Origin of the sequence: Pollutimonas sp. M17 (assembly GCF_025836975.1) — a bacterium.
GTDB lineage: Bacteria > Pseudomonadota > Gammaproteobacteria > Burkholderiales > Burkholderiaceae_B.
The window spans coordinates 226,698-245,955 of sequence record NZ_CP107548.1; the positions used below are offsets into that span (position 1 = coordinate 226,698).

23 protein-coding genes are annotated in these 19,258 nt (G+C 54.4%); 10 read left to right on the forward strand and 13 right to left on the reverse strand.

Going from position 1 to position 19,258, the window contains the following annotated elements; genetic code table 11:
- Positions 1 to 15: 15 nt before the first annotated feature.
- Genes OEG81_RS01045 through OEG81_RS01055 form a run of 3 tightly spaced genes read right to left on the reverse strand, consistent with a single transcriptional unit; the run spans position 16 to position 2,683 of the window.
- A complete protein-coding gene (locus tag OEG81_RS01045; RefSeq protein WP_264130838.1) occupies positions 16 to 885 on the reverse strand; it encodes an isocitrate lyase/PEP mutase family protein in 870 nt (289 codons plus the stop codon).
- Positions 882 to 1,412, reverse strand: coding sequence for a 3-isopropylmalate dehydratase (locus OEG81_RS01050; protein WP_412034093.1), 531 nt, complete (start codon positions 1,410 to 1,412; stop codon positions 882 to 884). Before OEG81_RS01050 ends, OEG81_RS01045 begins: the two co-directional genes overlap by 4 nt.
- The gene (locus OEG81_RS01055; RefSeq protein ID WP_264130840.1) at positions 1,412 to 2,683 is read right to left on the reverse strand and encodes a 3-isopropylmalate dehydratase large subunit; all 1,272 of its coding nucleotides are present in this window, start codon (positions 2,681 to 2,683) and stop codon (positions 1,412 to 1,414) included. The genes OEG81_RS01050 and OEG81_RS01055 overlap by 1 nt, the downstream gene beginning before the upstream one ends.
- Positions 2,684 to 2,902: 219 nt before the next feature.
- Between OEG81_RS01055 and OEG81_RS01060 the strand changes: the two genes are divergently transcribed.
- Genes OEG81_RS01060 through OEG81_RS01070 form a run of 3 tightly spaced genes read left to right on the forward strand, consistent with a single transcriptional unit; the run spans position 2,903 to position 4,207 of the window.
- Positions 2,903 to 3,331, forward strand: a complete 429-nt coding sequence (locus tag OEG81_RS01060) for a hypothetical protein (protein ID WP_264130841.1) — start codon at positions 2,903 to 2,905, stop codon at positions 3,329 to 3,331.
- Positions 3,328 to 3,720: a hypothetical protein gene (locus tag OEG81_RS01065; RefSeq protein WP_264130842.1), complete on the forward strand. Its 393-nt coding sequence runs from the start codon at positions 3,328 to 3,330 to the stop codon at positions 3,718 to 3,720. The genes OEG81_RS01060 and OEG81_RS01065 overlap by 4 nt, the downstream gene beginning before the upstream one ends.
- A 16-nt stretch (positions 3,721 to 3,736) precedes the next feature.
- On the forward strand, positions 3,737 to 4,207 hold the full coding sequence (locus OEG81_RS01070) for a DUF6941 family protein (protein WP_264130843.1): 471 nt from the start codon (positions 3,737 to 3,739) through the stop codon (positions 4,205 to 4,207).
- A 37-nt stretch (positions 4,208 to 4,244) separates the two neighbouring features.
- On the opposite strand, the gene OEG81_RS01075 is transcribed toward OEG81_RS01070, so the two are convergent.
- Positions 4,245 to 5,366 carry a hypothetical protein gene (locus tag OEG81_RS01075; protein ID WP_264130844.1) on the reverse strand — a complete coding sequence of 374 codons (1,122 nt, stop codon included), beginning with the start codon at positions 5,364 to 5,366 and terminating at the stop codon, positions 4,245 to 4,247.
- A 181-nt stretch (positions 5,367 to 5,547) separates the two neighbouring features.
- Here OEG81_RS01075 and OEG81_RS01080 point away from each other — a divergent pair, with 181 nt between their 5' ends.
- The 5 genes from OEG81_RS01080 (at position 5,548) to tnpC (ending at position 8,894) form a co-directional block, all read left to right on the forward strand.
- Complete coding sequence (locus OEG81_RS01080; protein WP_264130845.1) at positions 5,548 to 5,808, forward strand: antitoxin; 261 nt, start codon at positions 5,548 to 5,550, stop codon at positions 5,806 to 5,808.
- Positions 5,809 to 5,932: 124 nt separating this feature from the next.
- Positions 5,933 to 6,208 carry a PIN domain-containing protein gene (locus OEG81_RS01085; RefSeq protein ID WP_264130846.1) on the forward strand — a complete coding sequence of 92 codons (276 nt, stop codon included), beginning with the start codon at positions 5,933 to 5,935 and terminating at the stop codon, positions 6,206 to 6,208.
- A 262-nt stretch (positions 6,209 to 6,470) separates the two neighbouring features.
- Positions 6,471 to 6,869 (forward strand): IS66-like element accessory protein TnpA, encoded by a 399-nt coding sequence (gene tnpA, locus OEG81_RS01090; protein WP_264130848.1) that lies wholly within the window; start codon positions 6,471 to 6,473, stop codon positions 6,867 to 6,869.
- Positions 6,866 to 7,210 carry an IS66 family insertion sequence element accessory protein TnpB gene (gene tnpB / locus OEG81_RS01095; protein WP_264130849.1) on the forward strand — a complete coding sequence of 115 codons (345 nt, stop codon included), beginning with the start codon at positions 6,866 to 6,868 and terminating at the stop codon, positions 7,208 to 7,210. Before tnpA ends, tnpB begins: the two co-directional genes overlap by 4 nt.
- A 91-nt stretch (positions 7,211 to 7,301) precedes the next feature.
- On the forward strand, positions 7,302 to 8,894 hold the full coding sequence (tnpC, locus tag OEG81_RS01100; protein WP_264130850.1) for an IS66 family transposase: 1,593 nt from the start codon (positions 7,302 to 7,304) through the stop codon (positions 8,892 to 8,894).
- 1 nt (position 8,895) lies between these two features.
- On the opposite strand, the gene OEG81_RS01105 is transcribed toward tnpC, so the two are convergent.
- A complete protein-coding gene (locus OEG81_RS01105) occupies positions 8,896 to 9,258 on the reverse strand; it encodes a hypothetical protein (RefSeq protein WP_264130851.1) in 363 nt (120 codons plus the stop codon).
- 37 nt (positions 9,259 to 9,295) lie between these two features.
- Positions 9,296 to 9,865 carry a YdcF family protein gene (locus OEG81_RS01110; RefSeq protein ID WP_264130852.1) on the reverse strand — a complete coding sequence of 190 codons (570 nt, stop codon included), beginning with the start codon at positions 9,863 to 9,865 and terminating at the stop codon, positions 9,296 to 9,298.
- Between OEG81_RS01110 and OEG81_RS01115 the strand changes: the two genes are divergently transcribed.
- Together OEG81_RS01115 and OEG81_RS01120 are read left to right on the forward strand one after the other, a co-directional pair.
- The gene (locus OEG81_RS01115) at positions 9,864 to 10,100 is read left to right on the forward strand and encodes a hypothetical protein (protein WP_264130853.1); all 237 of its coding nucleotides are present in this window, start codon (positions 9,864 to 9,866) and stop codon (positions 10,098 to 10,100) included. The two genes, OEG81_RS01110 and OEG81_RS01115, sit on opposite strands and share 2 nt — an antisense overlap.
- A gap of 90 nt (positions 10,101 to 10,190) precedes the next feature.
- Positions 10,191 to 11,429: a hypothetical protein gene (locus OEG81_RS01120; protein WP_264130854.1), complete on the forward strand. Its 1,239-nt coding sequence runs from the start codon at positions 10,191 to 10,193 to the stop codon at positions 11,427 to 11,429.
- A gap of 4 nt (positions 11,430 to 11,433) precedes the next feature.
- Here OEG81_RS01120 and OEG81_RS01125 read toward each other — a convergent pair whose 3' ends face one another.
- The 7 genes from OEG81_RS01125 to OEG81_RS01155 form a co-directional block, all read right to left on the reverse strand.
- A complete protein-coding gene (locus tag OEG81_RS01125; protein ID WP_264130855.1) occupies positions 11,434 to 12,693 on the reverse strand; it encodes an O-antigen ligase family protein in 1,260 nt (419 codons plus the stop codon).
- 83 nt (positions 12,694 to 12,776) lie between these two features.
- A complete protein-coding gene (locus tag OEG81_RS01130) occupies positions 12,777 to 14,048 on the reverse strand; it encodes a sugar transferase (RefSeq protein ID WP_264130856.1) in 1,272 nt (423 codons plus the stop codon).
- 238 nt (positions 14,049 to 14,286) lie between these two features.
- On the reverse strand, positions 14,287 to 15,267 hold the full coding sequence (locus OEG81_RS01135) for a GDP-mannose 4,6-dehydratase (RefSeq protein WP_264130857.1): 981 nt from the start codon (positions 15,265 to 15,267) through the stop codon (positions 14,287 to 14,289).
- Positions 15,264 to 16,373: a glycosyltransferase family 4 protein gene (locus OEG81_RS01140; protein WP_264130858.1), complete on the reverse strand. Its 1,110-nt coding sequence runs from the start codon at positions 16,371 to 16,373 to the stop codon at positions 15,264 to 15,266. The genes OEG81_RS01135 and OEG81_RS01140 overlap by 4 nt, the downstream gene beginning before the upstream one ends.
- 1 nt (position 16,374) lies before the next feature.
- A complete protein-coding gene (locus tag OEG81_RS01145) occupies positions 16,375 to 17,094 on the reverse strand; it encodes a class I SAM-dependent methyltransferase (RefSeq protein ID WP_264130859.1) in 720 nt (239 codons plus the stop codon).
- Between the two features lie 28 nt (positions 17,095 to 17,122).
- The gene (locus OEG81_RS01150) at positions 17,123 to 18,304 is read right to left on the reverse strand and encodes a glycosyltransferase family 4 protein (protein WP_264130860.1); all 1,182 of its coding nucleotides are present in this window, start codon (positions 18,302 to 18,304) and stop codon (positions 17,123 to 17,125) included.
- Positions 18,301 to 19,251 carry a glycosyltransferase family 2 protein gene (locus OEG81_RS01155; RefSeq protein WP_264130861.1) on the reverse strand — a complete coding sequence of 317 codons (951 nt, stop codon included), beginning with the start codon at positions 19,249 to 19,251 and terminating at the stop codon, positions 18,301 to 18,303. Before OEG81_RS01155 ends, OEG81_RS01150 begins: the two co-directional genes overlap by 4 nt.
- Positions 19,252 to 19,258 lie beyond the last annotated feature (7 nt).

The following is a 19,258-nucleotide window of genomic DNA, read 5'->3' on the forward strand; positions in this document are numbered from 1 at the left end:
GCAGGGCGCATAAACCTAGACGTACTTGCGCGCCTCTTCCATCAGCGCCGGCGTCTCGATCAGCTCGTTCAACTGATTGAAATCCAGCATGGAATCGGCCAGCGAGGCCGTGGTTCCGCTTTGATGCAGCGTGCCGTAGTAGTTGCGCAGGCTGTGGGCCACGGCACGCGCCGCGCCGCCTGGAAAGATCACGATCTTGAAGCCCATGGATTGCAGATCGCCCACCGTATGCAAGGGCGTGATGCCGCCTTCCACCATATTGGCCAGCAAGGGAATGCGCGCGCCAAAGCGCTTGGCGGCCTCAAGCAATTCATCCTTGCTTCTCAAGGCCTCGATGAACAGGGCATCCACCCCGCAGGCCAGATAGGCCTCGGCGCGTTCCATGGCGGCATCGAAACCTTCCACCGCCAGCGAATCCGTGCGCGCCAGGATCAAGGTGTCGCTGCTGTGGCGCGCATCCAGCGCGGCCTTCAGCTTGCCGCACATCTCGGAAGCCGGAGCTATGGTCTTGCCCTCCAGGTGGCCGCAGCGCTTGGGGAAAGTCTGGTCCTCCAGCTGTATCATCGCCGCGCCGGCCTTCTCGAAGCCGCGCACCGTGCGCATCACGTTCAGCGCATTGCCGAAACCCGTGTCGCCGTCCACGATAATCGGCAACTGCACCCGGTCCACGATGCGCGACAAGGTCTGTTCGACTTCGGTATAGGTGGTCAGCCCCACGTCGGACCGGCCCAGGCGCGTGTAGGCAATTGAGGCGCCCGACAGGTAAGCGGCCTTGAAACCCGCCTGCTGCGCAATCAGCGCCGAGAAACTGTCGTAGATGCCGGGGGCCAGCAGGGCGCCGGGGGCCTGCAGCAAGGGTTTCAATGCGGGTGTGTATATCGTCATGTGTCGCTTTGCAGGTATTGGCGTTCCAGCTGGCGCATCAGGCCGCCGGACAACGCGCGTTCAATCAGGAAATCGGGAATCTTCTGGCAGGGCAGTTCCAGCAAAGGGGGCGGCAGGGCGGATCCATCGTCCGCCACATCGGCCGCCCATACGCGTATGCGTGCATGGGCGGCGTCGATGCCGACCTGCGCGCCTTCGGGAATCCGGCCGGCGTCTTCGCACACGATGGCCAGCAGGCCCAGGTTGTAGGCATTGCGGAAGTAAAGGCCGCTGAACGACGGCGCGATCACCGCCTTTACCTCCAGTTGCACCAGCACGCCCACGGCTTGCTCACGCGAGGAACCGATGCCGAAGTTCTCGCCGGCCACCAGCACATCGCCGGGCCGCAGGGATCCGGCCAGATCCGGGTAGCGGTTCTCCAGGCAATGGCGGGCAATCTGGTCTATGCCCAGCTTCATGTAGGCGCCCGGCGCCAGGGCGTCCGTATCGATATTGGCGCCCACGCGCCACACCCTGTGCAAGCTCATCACGCCTCCGCCAGAATCGAACGTGGATCGGTGATGCGGCCGGTCAGCGCCGATGCCGCCACGGTGTAGGGAGAACCCAGATAGACGTTCGTGTCGGCCGAGCCCATGCGGCCCTTGAAATTTCGGGCCGTGCTGGAAATGACATTGTCCGCACCCGCCAGCGCATTGCCGTAGCCCGAACAGGCGCCGCAAGACGTGGCGAACACCTGCGCGCCGGCGTCGATCAGCACCTGCAAGGTGCCTTCGCGCATCGCGTCATTCTGATCCTGCACCGATGCCGGCGCCACCAGCAGCCGCACAGACGGGTCCACCTTGCGCTTGCGCAGCACCTTTGCCGCCGCGCGCAAATCGTCCAGCTTCGCGCCCGTGCATGCGCCTATATAGGCCACTTGCACGGGTGTGGGCGGCAGATCGCCCACCGCACAGGTATTGTCCGGGCTGTGCGGCGCCGCCACCATGGGAGCCAGCGCCGACGCATCGAAGCGGCGGCGGTCAAGGACGGCGTCGGGGTCCGTCCTCCAGCGCTGGGTGTCGATGGCATCGGTCACGCCGGCCTGGCGCAGGTAATCCACCGTGGTCTGGTCCGGCGCAATCAGCCCCACCTGCGCGCCCAGCTCGGCGCTCATGTTCGACAGGGTCATGCGCTCGTTCATGGACATGGCGTCGACGGCGCTGCCGGCATACTCCACCGCGCCGTAGTTGGCACCATTCGTGCCATACAGGCCCACCATGTGCAGCATCATGTCCTTGGCCGTTACACCGGCCTGCAAGCTTCCCGTCCAGTCCATCAGGATGGTGTCGGGCACCTTCACCCAGATCTGGCCGCTGACCACCACGCCCAGCATCTCCGTGCTGCCGATGCCGAACATATAGGCGCCGAAGGCCCCGCCCGTGGGGGAATGCGAATCGCCGCCCACGCAGAACATCCCGGGCCGTATATGGCCTTGCTGCGGCAGCACCACATGGCAAATGCCGATGGAATCGTAGACATGCGGCAGCTGCTGGCTGCGCGCCCAGTCCCGGGTCAAGGCAAGAATGGCGCGCGAATCGTCGTCTTCCTCGGGCACGTAATGATCCATCACCAGGACCACCCTGGACTTGTCCCATATAGAGGCGCCCAGCTTGTCCAGCATGGGCTTCAGCCGTCGCGGCCCGCTGGAATCATGGAACATCGCCAGGTCAACATCGCAGGTGACGATGTCATGCAGCGCAACCGAAGCGCGGCCACTGGCATGGGCGATAAGCTTCTGGGCGAGTGTCTGCGCGGTCATGGGATTCGTCTCTGGCAACAGGTAAGCCGGGTTTCAAAACCTGGCACAGACTTTATTGTAGAGATGTACTTATAACAATACAAGTATAAGGCGAGAAACGGAGGATGGCTTCTTCCGCAAACGCGGCATGCGTAATGGGACAATCGTATCGCATGGCGTTTTGCTATAAGTCATTAAGTCCGCTAAAGTATCAAAACGTAAAATAAAATGGATAGAGGCGTGTTCACTTGGCACTTCTTTGCATTAAACATAGCACTGCCTGTCATTCTGCTAATTGCGAACATCATCATGCGTTGGCCTTCCAACACTGCGGCCTCAGCGGGGAATGACTGGGTGCTTTTGCTTCTTGGTTTAGACTTGGCCACGCTTGGTACACTTGCCATGTTCGGAGTAGAAGCCAATGTCCGGCAAGGAATTACTTTGTGGCTGATTCTCCTAATCCCCGCAGGTGTCGCATGTTGGGTATATATACACAAGCATTTTGAGCCCGTTATTACGAGCTCGTTGGTTGAAATAGGGAAATCTGCATCGGGTAAGAAAACTGTTAAATTATCCGGAAAAGCCTTGAATGCGTATGTGTGGTCTATTGTCTTGCCGGCTTCCTGTGCAGCAATGAATGCTGTGGCGTTCCTTGGAACTGAAAAATGAAAGATTTCCTTTCTTCGTTAGCGATCGTTTTGATCGGAACCTATGCGTTGACTAAGCTACTTGTTCAGATTGCTATCTGGACGAGACGAATCGAAATTTCTTCAGAACTGAACGAAAAGCAAGAACGGGCAACGCAACAGCTAGAATCTATGGATCTAGCCGATTTTGTGACGTTCATCGCGGACTCTAAAATCACTTCGTCCATTCAGATCGTCGCGTCGGAGCCATCGGTGATCCATTCGGCATCAGGCGTACTAAAAGAGGACGCTTGCTATGTGCCAGAGCGTAGCGGAGGGGCGAAGCTAGACGGGCAGGCCGTCTTTCAATTCAACAGCAACAAGTCAATGCTTCAATGCCCCCAAATACCTAACTGGGTTGTAATAGCGTAAGGATCTAGCTATATCTATGTCTATGCACCAGCCCAAAAACTATCCCGCCTTGTCAGATTTTTCTGCAATTTTATGTGAAGACGTTCGGGATGAAAAAAACGGAAAACACACGCTGATTGGTGTTTTCAGCTCGAACACAATAACTATTCAGAAGAGCGACGACGCAAGTACCGCTCAGTTGCCTTCCATGGCGATTTTTATGCGAATTTCAAATGTGGAGGAAGGAGAATATGAAATGTCCATATCCCTAACCTCTCCAAGCGAAAAAAATGCATTCGAGGGCATAGCACCGAAAAAGGTTACTGCAAAGAAAAAGCCCCACCAAAAGAAAACAACCTTAGTGTCAGTGGTAAAACTTGCTGGCTTTTTTCTTGAAGAAGGCAACTATAAATTCTTCTTTAAGCTGGATGAGCATCAATACGAATACACTTTTGATGCTGTTTTTTTGGACAAACCCATCCCGCAAGAAGATGCATCAACTGCATAACATATATGTCAGCTACTGAAAACTGGGAAACTCTTAATCAAGTCGATGGTTCAATAGCGGCAAGCGAAGCCACAGCATTTTTCTTGAAGGGCACGCATCGATTAGAATTCTTTCGCCAATCTTTATAGGCCTCTGGTACTGCTGTTATTGGACATAGTAATTTTACTGAGCCGAAGGAATACAGATTGACCGCTTTGATGGTGAAGTGATCTGCTCCAGCGGAACTAGCTGCCCAGTCTTTGGCCATAAAATTCTCTATATTGTGATTGTTGTTAGAAATTTCATACAGCCTTGGGGTTAAATCGGTTAATCCAGCTATCTTGGCGATATTGACGGTAGCATAACCAAAGGCTCCAGATGCAATAACCGTCAAAATTATGGCATAGAACGCAAGCCCGCCCGTAACGGCACTGGTCCGTCTGTATTTTGTTTGACTATCCGATAAGTAATAGCAGACTGCCGGGGCCATCGACAAAATCATTGCTAGTGCACAGAAGCTAATCAAACGTAAAGCGTTTTCCCAATTATCTGGTCCGGCGTACCCTTTCATAACCAAGTAGGCTGGAAGCGTCCCCATTAAAGCAGTAGTGCCAAGGGAAAAACCTAGAGGAAGGTATGTGCGTTTCCAAATAGAACCCTCCTTGAGCTTAGGTAGGTTTAATGGATGTTTTCGTAGAAATAGCCAAGCTCCTATAGCGGACAAGATATAAATCCCGATTATCCAAGCTCCAGATGCCATAAGCCAATCTGTATCTGGGAGGTATGCTGATACAACTAGGAGGCTGATCCACAACATCATAATTATGGCGGTAACCGCGAACAGCCTGAGTGCTATGCAGCTCCTGGAGTCACTATCAGGGTTTGCTAGCAATACAGACAGTGCCAGGCAGCAGGAGCTCATCAAGGTGCTGACAACTATAACTATGAAGAAAAAGAAAAATATCAAAAACCAGATAATTAAAGCCGGGCTGAATTCTAAAGAGTCAATAAATAGGTCTGGCCGGCCTAAATAGTTCAAGTAAAAAAGTAGAGTAAAAACACCAGCACCCGAAGATAGTATAAAAGCAAGTGAGGCAATCCACTTAAAGTGTTCTCTCATAAAAGCAGGAAGCCTAGATAAATGCAGATGGTTTGAACTATTGATATTGGATATTTCCATGGAGCTTAGTATCTGTTTGTGGCCTATAAAAAATTGTATGCGTGACCTGAGGCTGACGAGATGATGGCGCAGTAATCTCCTCATCCTCTCTGCGGGAGAATTACCGTGTGTTGTCATCTAGTCTCGATGCTCAGCTGATCAATGAATATACTATGATATATACCAAAAAGAAGTAATCGCCATGAGCCACGTCGCTAAGCTATTCATTAACGGTCGCAGGCGAGCCGTGCGGTTGCCGGCCGCCTATCGATTTGACACCAAAGAGGTCTTCATACGTAAAGATCCGGAAACAGGCGACGCCATTCTGTCACGCAGGCCAGAGACATGGGACAGTTTCTTTCGCACAATAAAGGACAAGGTCGGGCAAGACAGCTTCCTGGGCAATACGGAACGCGACCAGAAGCAGGGCCACCGGGATCCATTCAAGGAATGGCGGGAATGACTCAATACATGCTGGATACCAATATCATCAGCCATCTTTTATAAGGGGTAACGCTTAGGTTGCCAACCGTCTCGTGGGCGTCCCCATGGCAGCGTTGTGCATTTCGGCGGTGACAGCCGCTGAATTGCATTACGGTCTAGAAAAACGCCCCGAAGCCACGCGGCTGCATGCCGCCGCCGCCGAGTTCCTGATGCGGGTCGATACCCTGGCTTGGGACAATGCGGTAGCCGAAACCTACGGCCAGATGCGCAACCAACTCGAACGAAACGGGCGTGTGCTGGGCTCGCTGGACATGTTGATCGCAGCCCATGCGCTGCACACCGGGTCGGTGCTGGTTACTAACGACCAAGCGTTTGCGGCGATACCGGGCCTGGGTATAGAGGATTGGACCGGGGCATAGCTTAGAGGTGGTCCAGGTCGTACGATTGGCGTCATAGCTTTCGTAGTCCCGGTTGGCTGCCGTACTGAGCCTTTCATAAGCCTGCTACCGCCGCAACCCATACCACGCCATCCCCACCCATTCACGAATCGCGATATTGCTGAGATTCAAGTAGCTGGCCTGTGGGATGAAAGTAACGGCCCGCCCTGTACCGTCTAGAAGTCTCGGTTAAATCTCATCAAGATACGTGTCCATGTATTTTTTCAGATGTACACGTATTTCAATGAGCGATTCTCTTTCGGTAATGAGTTCTTCTGCGAGCCCTCGGCGCCGCTATCCGGTCGGATACAAACGTCAGGTGGTGCAGGAATCGATGGCGGGTGGTGCGTCCATTGCACGGGTTGCGCTGGCGCACGGCATCAATGCCAACCAATTGCACAATTGGCGCTGGCAGTATCGGCGTGGCGACTTCGGGCCAATTAGCCAAGGGCCGTTGCTGCTGCCGGTGCAGATAGCGGCGCCACCGGTATCCGCACCGCGCCAACCGGCCAAGATAATTGACGGGCAAGATAGGCCGGCGATCTCTGGCGTCGAACTGATCTTCCCAGCCGCGCGTGTCGTGATCCATGGCGCAGCGGACTTGTCTACGTTACGCTGCCTCATTCAGGCGCTACGAGAATGATCGGCTTACCGGCAGGAACCCGGGTCTGGCTGGCAGCCGGTGCGACCGATATGCGTCGTGGCTTCGATGGCCTGGCGACAACGGTCCAGGCCACGCTGCTTGAAGACCCCTTCAGCGGCCACGTATTTGTCTTTCGTGGGCGCAAGGGCGATCGCATCAAGGTGCTGTGGTGGAGTGGCGACGGCATGTGTCTGCTGGCAAAGCGCTTGGAACACGGTCATTTCGTGTGGCCCAGCGCCGAATCAGGGGCCGTGCATCTGACCTCCGCGCAGCTATCGATGCTGCTCGAGGGGATCGACTGGCGTCGGCCCGCTCGCACGCATAAACCGACTCAGGCCTAGCGTTAATAAAACGCTTGAGAGCCGCATTTTTATTGGTCTTTCAGCCTTTTATTCATAGAGAAAATAGTCGTTATTTAGTATAATAACGGCCATGTTCAACCGCGCCCAACTGCCCGACAATATCGATGCCCTGAAGGCGTTGCTGTCGGCCAAATCTGCCCAGATCGATGCCTTCGAGCAAGAGCGCGCGGCGTGGCAGGAAGAGCGCGAAGCCCTGCGTCAGGATAAGCAGGGCGATAAGCAAGAAATTGCTCGTCTGACCCTGTTGCTCGATAAACTACGGCGCGCGCTGTTCGGCCAGAAGTCCGAGAAGCTCAGTGCGCAGATCGATCAATTGCAGCTTGAGCTCGAAGAGTTGCACATCAACCAGGGCGAACGCGCGCAAAGGGTCGAATCGGCCCAGGCACCTGCCTCGCGCCCGGCCCCGCAGCGTCGGCCATTACCCGAGCACTTGCCGTGCGACGTGCACGAACATCTTCCGAGCGAGCCAGCCTGCCCCGATTGCGGCGGCGCGTGGACACGCTTGGGCGAGGACGTGAGCAACGTGCTGGAGCACGTGCCGGCCAGCTTTAGAATCATTCGCCATGTGCGCCCACGCCTGGCGTGCAGCTGTTGCGAGCGGATGGCGCAAGCGCCCGCGCCCAGCCGCCCCCTTGTCCGCAGCTTCGCGGGGCCGGGGCTACTGAGCCATGTCATGGTCAGCAAATATCTGGACCATCAGCCGCTATATCGCCAGTGCCAGATCTACGAGCGCGAGAACGTGAGTTTAAGTGAGAGCACTGTCGGTGACTGGGTCGGTGGGGTGCACCAATTGCTGCGCCCCTTACTGGAGGCGCTACGGCGCCACATCTTTAGTGCCGACAAACTGCATACTGACGATACGCCGATCAACGTACTTGCGCCGGGAACCGGTAAGACACGTCAGGCGCGCCTGTGGGTCTATGCCCGCGATGATCGTCCCAGTGGCGACACGACGGCGCCGGCCATGTGGATACGTTACTCGCCTGATCGGCGCGGCATCCACCCGCAAACGCACCTGAAGGATTATATCGGTATCCTACAGGCCGATGCGTTTGCCGGATACGACAAGATTTATGAAACAGGCCGTGTGCTAGAGGCCGGATGCTGGGCGCACGCCCGACGTAAGTTCTACGACATCCACGTTAAAAGTGCCACGCCCATTACGACGCACGTGCTTGATCGGATCGCCGCACTCTACAAGATTGAGTCCAGCATCCGCGGTAGCCCAGCGGACGTACGGCGAAGGGCTCGCCAGGAACACGCCAAACCCATCGTCTTCGCGCTGCATGACTGGTTGCGCGAGCAGTTGGCGACCCTCTCACGCAAATCGAATACGGCTGACGCCATCACTTATGCCATGAACCAGTGGCAGGCACTGGTGCGTTATCTGGACGATGGCCGCATCGAGATTGATAACAACACCGCCGAGCGGGCGCTGCGCGGGGTAGCCCTGGGCAGGAAAAACTACCTGTTCCTGGGATCCGACGCGGGCGGTGAACGCGCCGCCACCATGTACAGCCTACTTGGCACAGCCAAGTTAAACGACATCAATCCCCAGGCGTATCTGCGTCATGTCTTGACCGTGATTGCTGACCATCCGGTCAATCAAGTCGACGAATTGTTGCCCTGGAATGTGAACCTGCCCAGCGCCTCAACGCAATAGATCAGTCCCACGACTCGTGTTCAAGAGGGTCTGTCGACAAATCCCAAATCGTCGAGTGGTATTGCACCTCAAACCATTCCTTGAACATTTTACGGGTTCGGCGCTTAGGCCATAGCGAATCGTCAGTAAACCAACCGTGCAAAAACGTAGCGAACAGATTGCTAAAGCGCTGCAACGCCCACTGTTCGGCTTGCTCTGGGGTGTTGACCGTTCCACCTGCTAACAAATAGACCTCTTGCTCCTGGCGCAATTCCTCCAGCGTCAGTCCTTGAATCGGTTGCGGATCAACGCTTATGATCCAGTCTAACGCCGGTTGCTTGGGCAAAATGATAATTAAATTGCGATTGATGGTCTCATGATCCATATCAGGCCTAAATGTCGGTAAGAGGTGAAGGCCGATTTTAATTGTGAATGGATTGTTGAGCCCGCGCGGTCAAGACGGTACAGGCCGGAGCATTACGGATGAAATTCATGATGCCTTTCATGTCGACAGTATGGAACCCCGTCGGGGCGGGCACCACCGTGAAACCGGCCTGCTCGAACACGCGTTTGGCCCTGGGCATGTGCCAGGCGTGCGTGACCAGTGCGATGGTGTCCACACCATCGGCCTGAAGGATGGCGCGCGAGAATTCGGCGTTTTCAGCGGTATTGTCCGACTGCGTCTCCAGCCAGCGCACCGGCACGTTGAACAAGGACTCCAGTTCGCGCTTCATCACCCAGCCTTCGGCCTCGCCCCCGCTGGGGTTGCCGCCGGTGACCAGGATGGGAAGGTCGTGCTGGTTATACAGAAAAGCCGCATAGCGCAGGCGTTCCAGCGTGGCCCGGCTGGACACGTCGGCCGCATACTCGGGCTGGTCGTGGCTGATGCCGCCGCCCAAGACCACAACGGCCCGGGCCTGCTCCAGAACCGCCGGATCGACCGCGGGGTAGACCTCTAGCGATCGGATCAGGCGTAGCGAGGTAAAAGGCATGCTTAGTACCGCCAGCAAGCCTATGCCGGCAAGCATAAACGCCCACCCCGACCTGCGCCATCGTCTCCAAAGCAGAAGGCATCCTATAAGCAGCAACACCAGCAAGCTGCCCGGCAGCAGTACAGCTTGGGAAAGCAAATTATTCAAGGTCGAGGTCACTGCGCTACCCAAGTCTGGTTATATTCGTAAGGGCGATTTGGCCATCATTGTAGAATGGTTGCCGACTGCGGCTTAGCCACCATGCTTGCATGCCGCGATGCTTGAAGGCAGCACCACAACGTCGTGATACCGGCCCTAGCCACAAATAAGAGTCAAATGGAAGAGCATGCTAGACAGATTACTGGACAAGCTTAGCGACGATGGGTCGGCGGAACTGGTCTACCTGGTCCTGGGCTCCGTACTGCTGTTCGCATTCCAGAGGCTGCGCGCCGCTTTCCGGCAGATGCGCCATCGTCGCTTCATCAAATGCGAGCTTGAAGCCTATAAAGAGCGCAAGCGGGCCATCAACGTCATAGACCTGGCCAACGGCGATCCCGAGTTCAGCAAGAACAACATTTTCCTGCGGGAAGTTTCCATATTCGGCATGGGTAAATGCCTGTACATTGACATGCGCGCCGACCACAAGACGCAACTGCACGCCCGCGAAAAAGACATCGGATACACGGACCAGCAACTGACGCAATTCCATGCGGACAAGTCCTTTGATGGAACCGCCTCGTTTGCCGATCTGGCGGAAATCACCAAGATCCCCGATCTTTCCGCCTTGATAGAAAGGCATCGCGCCATTGTCGGCGAGCAATTCCTGCGGTCGGCCGAAGGCATGATCTTCAACGGCAGCAAATACGGCATCTATAACTTGCGATTTACCCGCTTCGGTGAAAGCGAAAGCCCCGCAGCCGAGATCGACCTGTTCCAGACAGACTATTTCACGCATCGCGTCTTCCGCTCCATATACCGCGAATTGAAGGAGGCGGGACACCCGATCGCCCAGGCAGGGGGAGACAACTTCCTGCAGTACAAGCCCTTTCTGACTTCTTTTGGCGTCAATACGGTCTTGATCTGCGAAGGCGAGCGCGGCAAGGAAATCGTATTGAGCAGGCGGTCGGGGCGCGTGCATGGCAAGCCCTTGTTCCACATCACCATGAACGAGGGTCTGTCGCAGACGGACAAGGACGCCTATGGCAAGGTCGATCTGGAACTATGCTTCAAGCGCGGCCTGCTGGAAGAACTGGGCCTGCACGAACGGCTCTATCGATTGGCCGTACGAGGGTCGTTCTATGACTTCTTCCTGGAAAAGAACAATTTCGAGATCGGAGTCTCCAGCGTCCTTGAAATGGAGCTGAACTTTGGCAAGGACATCGAGCCGCTGGTAGGCCGCGATAAAGCGCTGGAGGCGGACGCATTCCTGACCTTGCCGCTGGCGCAGGCTCCGATCCGCCAGTTCGTGAAATCCAACATCAACAACTTCGTGCCACACGGCCTTTATGTGCTGGAGCGTGTGTTGCTACGTGAGAATATTGCTATTGAAGAGGGCGGTGCGGGGCAGACACGGCCAGCGCCATAAGCCGCTATGGCTTTCCCTGCGCGGCTTGCTCTTCCGCCCGCATGCACGCCCATAGCGTCATCAGCGTTATCAGGAAGAACAGCAAGGTGTCGTTGCGATACAGGCTGACGTACGACAGCCCCAGAATCGAGTACACCGCCAGCAGGCTGGTGCCAGAAATGGCAAGAATTCGCACAGTCATGTCCGGCGCGCGCAACCGTTGGCAGAAGTAGAAGAATGGAAAGATGAACAGCGCCAAAATCGCTAGCAAGCCGACCACACCCCGATACACCAGTGTTTCCAGATACATGTTATGGGTATGGGCCAGTTCCAGGGCATAAGGGTCCAAGGTGCCTTGCGATACCTGTTTTTCCAGCTGATCCTGGTAGTCCTTGACTCCCCATCCAAGCAATGGTTGCTCCGCAATATTGATAACTGCAGCGTGCCATACCAAGAAGCGCCCGCCAATGGAACCCGTAACGATGCCACGCTCAAAATAATTGCCGATATCGGTTACCGCGTGGTCATAGCCTCTTTTCACCGGATTGTTTGGCGTGGCAGCGACCCAAATGCTGATCGCTAAAAGCACAATCACGCATAACCCCGCAGCCTTGCGCAAATTGTGTTTGCCAAGCAGACCTATGCAAAACAGCACGAACACGGCCGGCAGCCCTATCCATGCTCCGCGTGTTCCCGACATCAGCGAGCCGTACCAAGCGCCCAGCAACCCAAGAGCAAGAGCACTTCGCCAAAGCCATACACGCGTCACGTTTTCATGGCGAGCCCATAACAGGCCCGCTATGCACAATACGCCTAACATCGTGGTGATGGCGCCGTAGCGCACGCCATTACTCAAACCGTCTACATCAGCCCAGCCCAGTCCATAAATCTGCCATATAGCAATCCCCGCCGACAAAAAGCCGCCCACGGCTATACCGGCCCACAGCCAAGAGAGGCGAGGAGGAGCTTTAAGAAGCAGCAGGAAAACTGGAGTCGCAAGCAGGAACCGGCTGGAGATGTCCAGATCCCGCATGCTATTGCCATGAAACAGGGATATACCCGCGTTGATACAGAAGATGGCCAGAAGCAGCCATGCCAACGTCTTGTCCTGCGAGGCCAGCCCGTGCCAGGGCCGTTGGCTTAAATAGACCAGCCCAGTCAACAGTAAAAGGCTGCTGCCGTACGAATAACCACTAGGGATGGCCTGGTTAAGGGCATAGAACAGAAAGATCGCAAATGAAACGACTTTTGTATCAAAAAGACCAAGGGTTAAATATTTAGACATAGTTGGCGCCTGACACGGCCAGGCTCGAAGCAGCATAGCAGCATGCGATTAACGTTGGGGGCGGAAAGGCAAGGATAAAAAAGCTACCTTGCGCCGAAACCGGTGCACATGGTTCGTATGGTCAAAAGCAAAATGAAAATATCAAGAAAAAGCGAACAGTGCTTTATATAGTAGAAGTCATGCTCGATTTTCTCTCGCGTTTGATCGACATCGGCGGCATAGCCCTGCCGCACTTGCGCCCAACCCGTGATGCCGGGCTTGACCACGTGGCGGTAAATATAAAAGGGCAGCTTCTGGTCAAAGTATTCGGCAAACTCGGGTTGCTCGGGTCGAGGACCGATAAGGCTCATATCGCCCTTCAAGATATTGAAGAACTGGGGTAGTTCGTCGATTCGGTACTTGCGTATTACCCTGCCAACGCGCGTAATGCGCGGGTCGTCTTCGCCGGCAAACTGCGCCGGGGCAGCAAGGTCGAAGCGCATGCTGCGCAATTTGTAGATTTTAAAAGGCAGGTTGCCGCGCCCCATGCGGGTTTGCGTATACAGCACAGGCCCGGGGCTTTCAAGCTTGATCAGAATGGCCGCTATGCCTACGATTACCAAGGTAACAGGCAGGCTGGCCAAAATCAGCACCCAGTCGAATATCACTTTAAGGCTTTCGTAGAGGCGCGAAGGCAGCAATGAGCCAATATCGTTCTCGGACATCCGGTTGATACGGACGCGTCCTGTGACCGATTCAAACACGGACCGCGCATTGTGTACAGCAATGCGGTCCAGTGCGCAGCGAGCCAGGAACCGCTCCCATTCTGGGGTCAGGTGTTCAAAATCGGCAACCACCGCGTCGTAACGGACCCCTTCCAGATCAGGTTTGCTCAGCTCACGGACATCAATATAGGGCAAGCCGAGCAAGTCGCTGGCCGTACCTAATCCCACCACAGCCAACTTGGGACGACGATACTTTTCGGTGATGATAATTTCGACCTGGAACCAGATAATCGCCAGGAAGCCGCTAAGCCCAAGCAAATATCGCGATACTTCAACCCGGAACGCCATGGGAACCAATGCCGCCAAAATATAGACAATAGCTACCTGAGGAAGAACCAGGCCGATACTGCGGCCGCCGGGATAGGCAGAGAGCGTTCGAGATATCCAAAGGCTGGATACGACCAATGCGGCACAGGCCGCCATCATAGCCCAGGCTTGCGCTTTGTCAGGGTTCCATAAGCTGTCCGGTCCCCAAAAAATAAGAACAGGTACAAGCACGGTAACCAATAACCCCATCAACACGGAAAACAAGGGCGACAAAAGCAGTTGCTCATGCGTCTTGGTGTATCGGCGATTACTTATCTGGGGCATGGGGCGATTTTACAGGGGCGTTTGAGCAATTCGGTGGGATTGTATAGCCTATACGCCTGATCGCTTTAGTCGAATATAGCCATAGCGGTAGATCCGCCCGACACAATAGTATGAAGTAGTTAGGCGGCTTATTACTATGTCATAGTGGGTTTTTTAAAACGAACTACTAACATAGTGCCTTTGCATGGACAATGGTCGCGGCATAGTTCTCGTCACCATGATGATGGTCCAGAGCCGGTCATAGCTTAGAATTCATAGCCAGAATTGATTGCTCGGCTCGGACCAGATTTGCAATTAACTCTGGGAATGCCACTTGCGCTTTCCAACCCAGCCCTTTCATGGCCTTGTCCGGATTGCCAGCGCTATAGGCAATTTCAGAGGGTCTGAAAAGGGTAGGGTCTATTTCCACATGGGATCGCCAGTCCAGCCCAACTTGCTCAAAGGCAGTGGCAACGAAAGACTCCAGCGTGTGTGATTTGCCGGTGGCGATGACATAATCGTCCGGAGCATCCTGCTGCAGCATACGCCACATGGCCTCCACGAAATCCGGAGACCAACCCCAGTCTCTGACAATATCCAAACGCCCTAGAGACAGACGCTCCTCCGAGCCAGAGGCAATTCGGCAAGCGGTAGCAACGATTTTGCGGGTGACAAACCGAGCGGGACGTAAGGGTGATTCATGGTTGAACAGGATGCCATTACAGCAATACAGTCCGTAAGCCTCCCGATAATTGGCGATCAACCAGTGAGCAGAAGCCTTAGCTACCCCGTAGGGGCTGCGCGGACGGAATGGAGTTATTTCACAGGCCTGCTCCCCAGGTATGACATCGCCGAAGCATTCACTGGAGCTAGCGTGATAGATCCGTACCGGACGCCCCAGAAAGCGTACCGCCTCAAGTAAATTGAGAGCGCCGTAGATAACGCTCTCGATGCTTTCCGCTGGCTGGTCGAAGGATAGGCCCACCGAACTCTGTCCGGACAGGAAATAAATTTCGTCAGGTTCGGAACGGGAAAGGGTATTGAGTACGCTACGAAAATCGCTTTGCGCCATGGACAATACTCGTACCAGTTGTCGAATGCCGAGTCGTTCCAGGTTGGCGAAGCTAGCCACTTGGGCATCCCGGGATGTTCCCCAGACTTGATATCCTTTGCCTAAGAGCAACCGGGCGAGATAGGCACCATCCTGCCCGGTAACGCCACAGATTAGTGCTTTTTTCATAGTAGCTTCTGGTAAATATCGCGAGTTTCTCGCGCACACTTCTCCCAAGTGAATTTGCGGCATTGCTTTAAACCTAAAGCCACCAACTCAGCGCGCCGGGTCGGCGAGCCTGCAACTTGTTCGATTGCGTGTGTAATGGCCATCTCATCGGTCGGGTCAAAATATTCACCCGCATTGCCGACAACCTCAGGTAAAGAACTGGTATTGCTCGTGATGACTGGGCAACCGACCGCCATCGCCTCAATGGGCGGGATTCCGAACCCTTCGTACAAGGAAGGGTACACCAATGCCTCCGCCTCGCCGTACAGGTGCGCCAACAGGGCGTCGCTTCCACCGCGATGAGTCAGCTGTCCTTGGCGCAACCCCAACTCTCTTGCTGCCTGCAACTCATTGGAGCGCAGTGGACCGCCGCCAAAACAGATTAGGTCAAACTCTGATTTCAGTCTTGCGGACCGCGAAAAAGCGCGTAAAAGCCGATCAAAATTCTTATACCCACCACGCGCACCCACATACAGAATAAACGGGCGGGGTGGGGTAAGCCATCCGGAGGTTTGCTCGCTCACCTGGATGAATCCCACATCTACCCCCAGACATACGACGGACGTTTTCTCAGGCGCCACGCCGCAGTATTCGATCACGTCGCGTCGCGTACTTTCGGAAATGCAAATAACATGATCAGCGCGTTGAGCGGCAGCCTTTTTCGGCCCGATCGTCATATGGCTGCGCTCGAACAATTCAGGATAGCGCTCGTGAATCAAGTCATAGACCGTCAGCACACGCTTGGCGCCTGTAGGCCGATAATCATCAGGCGAATAATAGGTTTCATGCAAGATGTCCGGCCTGAATCGGTTAATCGAGCGCCGGGCCAGATGCTTGCTTACGAACGCCACTGGGCGAAATAGCTTGGTATTGACCGTAGGTAGAAACCTTCGCATTCCAGCTACGCGCTCAAGAGCTGCCAGATTGCGATTGAAATGCAGTGGTGCCACGACTTGGGCTTGCATGTCGGGCATCGTCGCCAATTCTCTTGCTAGGCTGCAAATGTAGCGCGAAATGCCGCCATATTCCTGCAAGAGGAACACCTGCTGATCAAACGTGACTTTCAAATCAACGGTCTCCGCTTTCTACATACCGGACTTGCGTCTTCTGCCGGGCTGCTGCAAAGAATGCGAATGGACTCACGGAGCACGGATCCTCGGGATCTCGTAGACGCAGGAATATCTTCATAGCCAAACGACGTGCAAAGCTTGCTCCGCCTAGTAAAAACTTAGAAGTAGTTTCTCTTAACAGCGTGTCGGCCACAAAGATGGCCGAGCCCATCGGCTGAATTTCCTCGACGTCAAATCCGGAGCGCGTGAGTACGAACTGCAGTCCTGTTGGAGTGTAGCGACGGTAATCATGAGGAATTTCATGAAAACGGTACATGAATGGTACCGACAGCAGCAGTAGCCCGTCGTTTTTCAGTATCCGGTGAAGCTCACCCAGCAATGCCAAATCATCTTCGATATGCTCAAGAACATCGAATAGGCAGATCGCATCGAAGGTTCCTGCTTCAAAAGGTAGTTTGGGAGCTTTGCGATCCAGAACGACATCAACCGTACCGAATCGATTCTGCTGAAGATCGCAGGCTACAGCCTGCGCACCAAACCTAGAAAAATAAAATTCGAAGGGTCGTTCACCACACCCGAAATCCAACACTTTTGACCCGCGCAATTGCTCGCCGTAGCGATTCAAGTGAGCCGTTAGCGCTTGGTTGAGTTCCCAGTATGGGTCGTCGGGGTATGGCTCATAACGTCGAGCCTGCCGCTGCACAACACGATTATTCATCTATAGTCTTTTGCAAACTCATCATGTTTCAGATAGTAGATGAGGCAGGAACTTTGTTAAGCACTTGCTGAAGGTGCTCTTCAAGCGCTGCTTGATAGTGCGCCACACTGTGGTGCTGTAAAACATACTGTCGCGCCTGGGCGCCTAGCGTTGGCGCCGTTTCTTCATAGTGGGATAACAGCCCATGTAGTAAATCTCGAAGAGCCTGTTGACTGTCGTATTGGTACAGAAGAATGGTGCGACCGTCCGAGACCTCACCGGATCCGCCACGCCCCGTGGAAATGACGGGCAGGCCAGCTTGCATCATCTCGATCTGCGCAATACCAAACGGCTCTTCCCATAGCGAGGGAAAAAACCCCAAGTCATATCCTGCTAGGCGCTGCAATAGTGATGATCTATCCACGTTCGTCATTACGGATACGAAGTCACCGAACTGTTCACGCAATTGCACGTCCTTTCCGGTGCGGCTAAGCCCGTATACGTCCAGCTGGATATCGCGCCCAGAGGTACGACGGTAGGTTTTGAGCGCTTCACAAAGGAAGAATATCCCCTTATGCGGCTCTATCTGTCCTATGTATACGGTTTTGATCGTATCGCCTAAGTGGTAGTCCCGCTTTTCAGGGATGTCTTGGGCGCGCAGGTATGGATAGATGACGCTCGTGTGCTTGGGCGACAAGTTCAATTGCTGGCGAGTGAAGCGCGAGATGAATATAGCGTTGCGGATCTTGGGTCGTACGTCTGCCCAGATGACCGACTCCCGCCCACGTAATGAAGACAAAAATTTCCTGAATGTGCGTTGATAGGCCATGACAGACCAATCCATGAAATGGAAAGTCGCTGGCGGTGCGCCTGCTTGATCTAGAGCTTGTAGAAGTCGCCAGCCCAGACCATAAAGGTTCCAGAGATAAATGATTTGTGGGCGAACTCTTTCGATAGCTTCGTTAAGAAGCCCAAGATTATGTTGTTGAACCGCATCAAACGGCACTACGGTGTGGGTGCTCCCCCAACTGTGATGCAGCAGCATTGTGCGCTCAATTGTGTAAGGTGTGTTCTTATCGCTCTCTCCTATATCCTGTATGCCGAAATCAGATGTAAGCACATGACATATGTGACCGGCGTTAGCCAGCACATCCACAGTATCGCGACAGGCCAGTTCATACCCTCCGATGTACTCAGGAGGAAAAAGGTTGGAAACAACCAAAATTTTCATATTGTCTTCACTACATCTTTCAGGCTTCGCAGGCGCTGGCGAAGGTATCGTGCCACCCATCGCAAAAACGGAACTGGTGGAGAGTAGGCTGCCCGTAAGGAAAATTCGATATCTGCGGCAAGATCGGGAATAAAGAACGTGGGTTCATTATAGGAGGTGAGTTCGCAGGTTGTCAGATGTGCCAGCGGGTGGTTGGGTTCCACCGCATTGGTGCCTTCAGCTCCGAAACCAATGTTCTTAATGAGATTATGGTTGGGTACTACGCAATAGCTACCTTGCTTAATCTGTGCATAGATCAGGCAGAATGCCCAAGTCGTCACATTCAAGCCATTGTGAACTGCTTCGAAGGTTTTAATCCAGAACTGCTGTGCTTCTTTATTAGCCACTATCGATTCGATTACCTTAGTGCGCAGAAATTCATCAAAGTCCTCCAGATTGGGGCGCCACAATGCCCATGATCGTCGCCAACTTGCCCAGCCCCATACAGCGGTAAACCTCGATAGGTAATAATCTCCATCACCGCGTCGAATATCGGCCTGAATGTTATTGCCGGTAATGCTAAAAATTCTGGTGTCATTCCGATACCGCTCAAGCATAGCCTGGCAATAGGGAAAGAAACTTGGATCTGGGAGACAATCGTATTCCAGGATGATGCCTTCTTCTTCTGCTTCAAAAAACCAGTCTAAAGCAGACGATACAGCCCTCTTGAGGCCGAGATTGCTCGGCAGAAAGCGAGTGTGGACCTCGCAATCCCAGTCGATCTGAGCCACGACCGCACGCGTTGCTTCACACTCGGCAATATCATCCGGGCGCTCGGGACGGGGACCATCTGCCGCGATATACAACTTGCAAGGCCGGGCAGCCCTAATCTGTTCGAATACCGTCCGGGTAACTTCCGGCTGCCTGAAGATCAAAAACAGTACAGGTGTAACAAGCGAGTTAGTCATATACCAA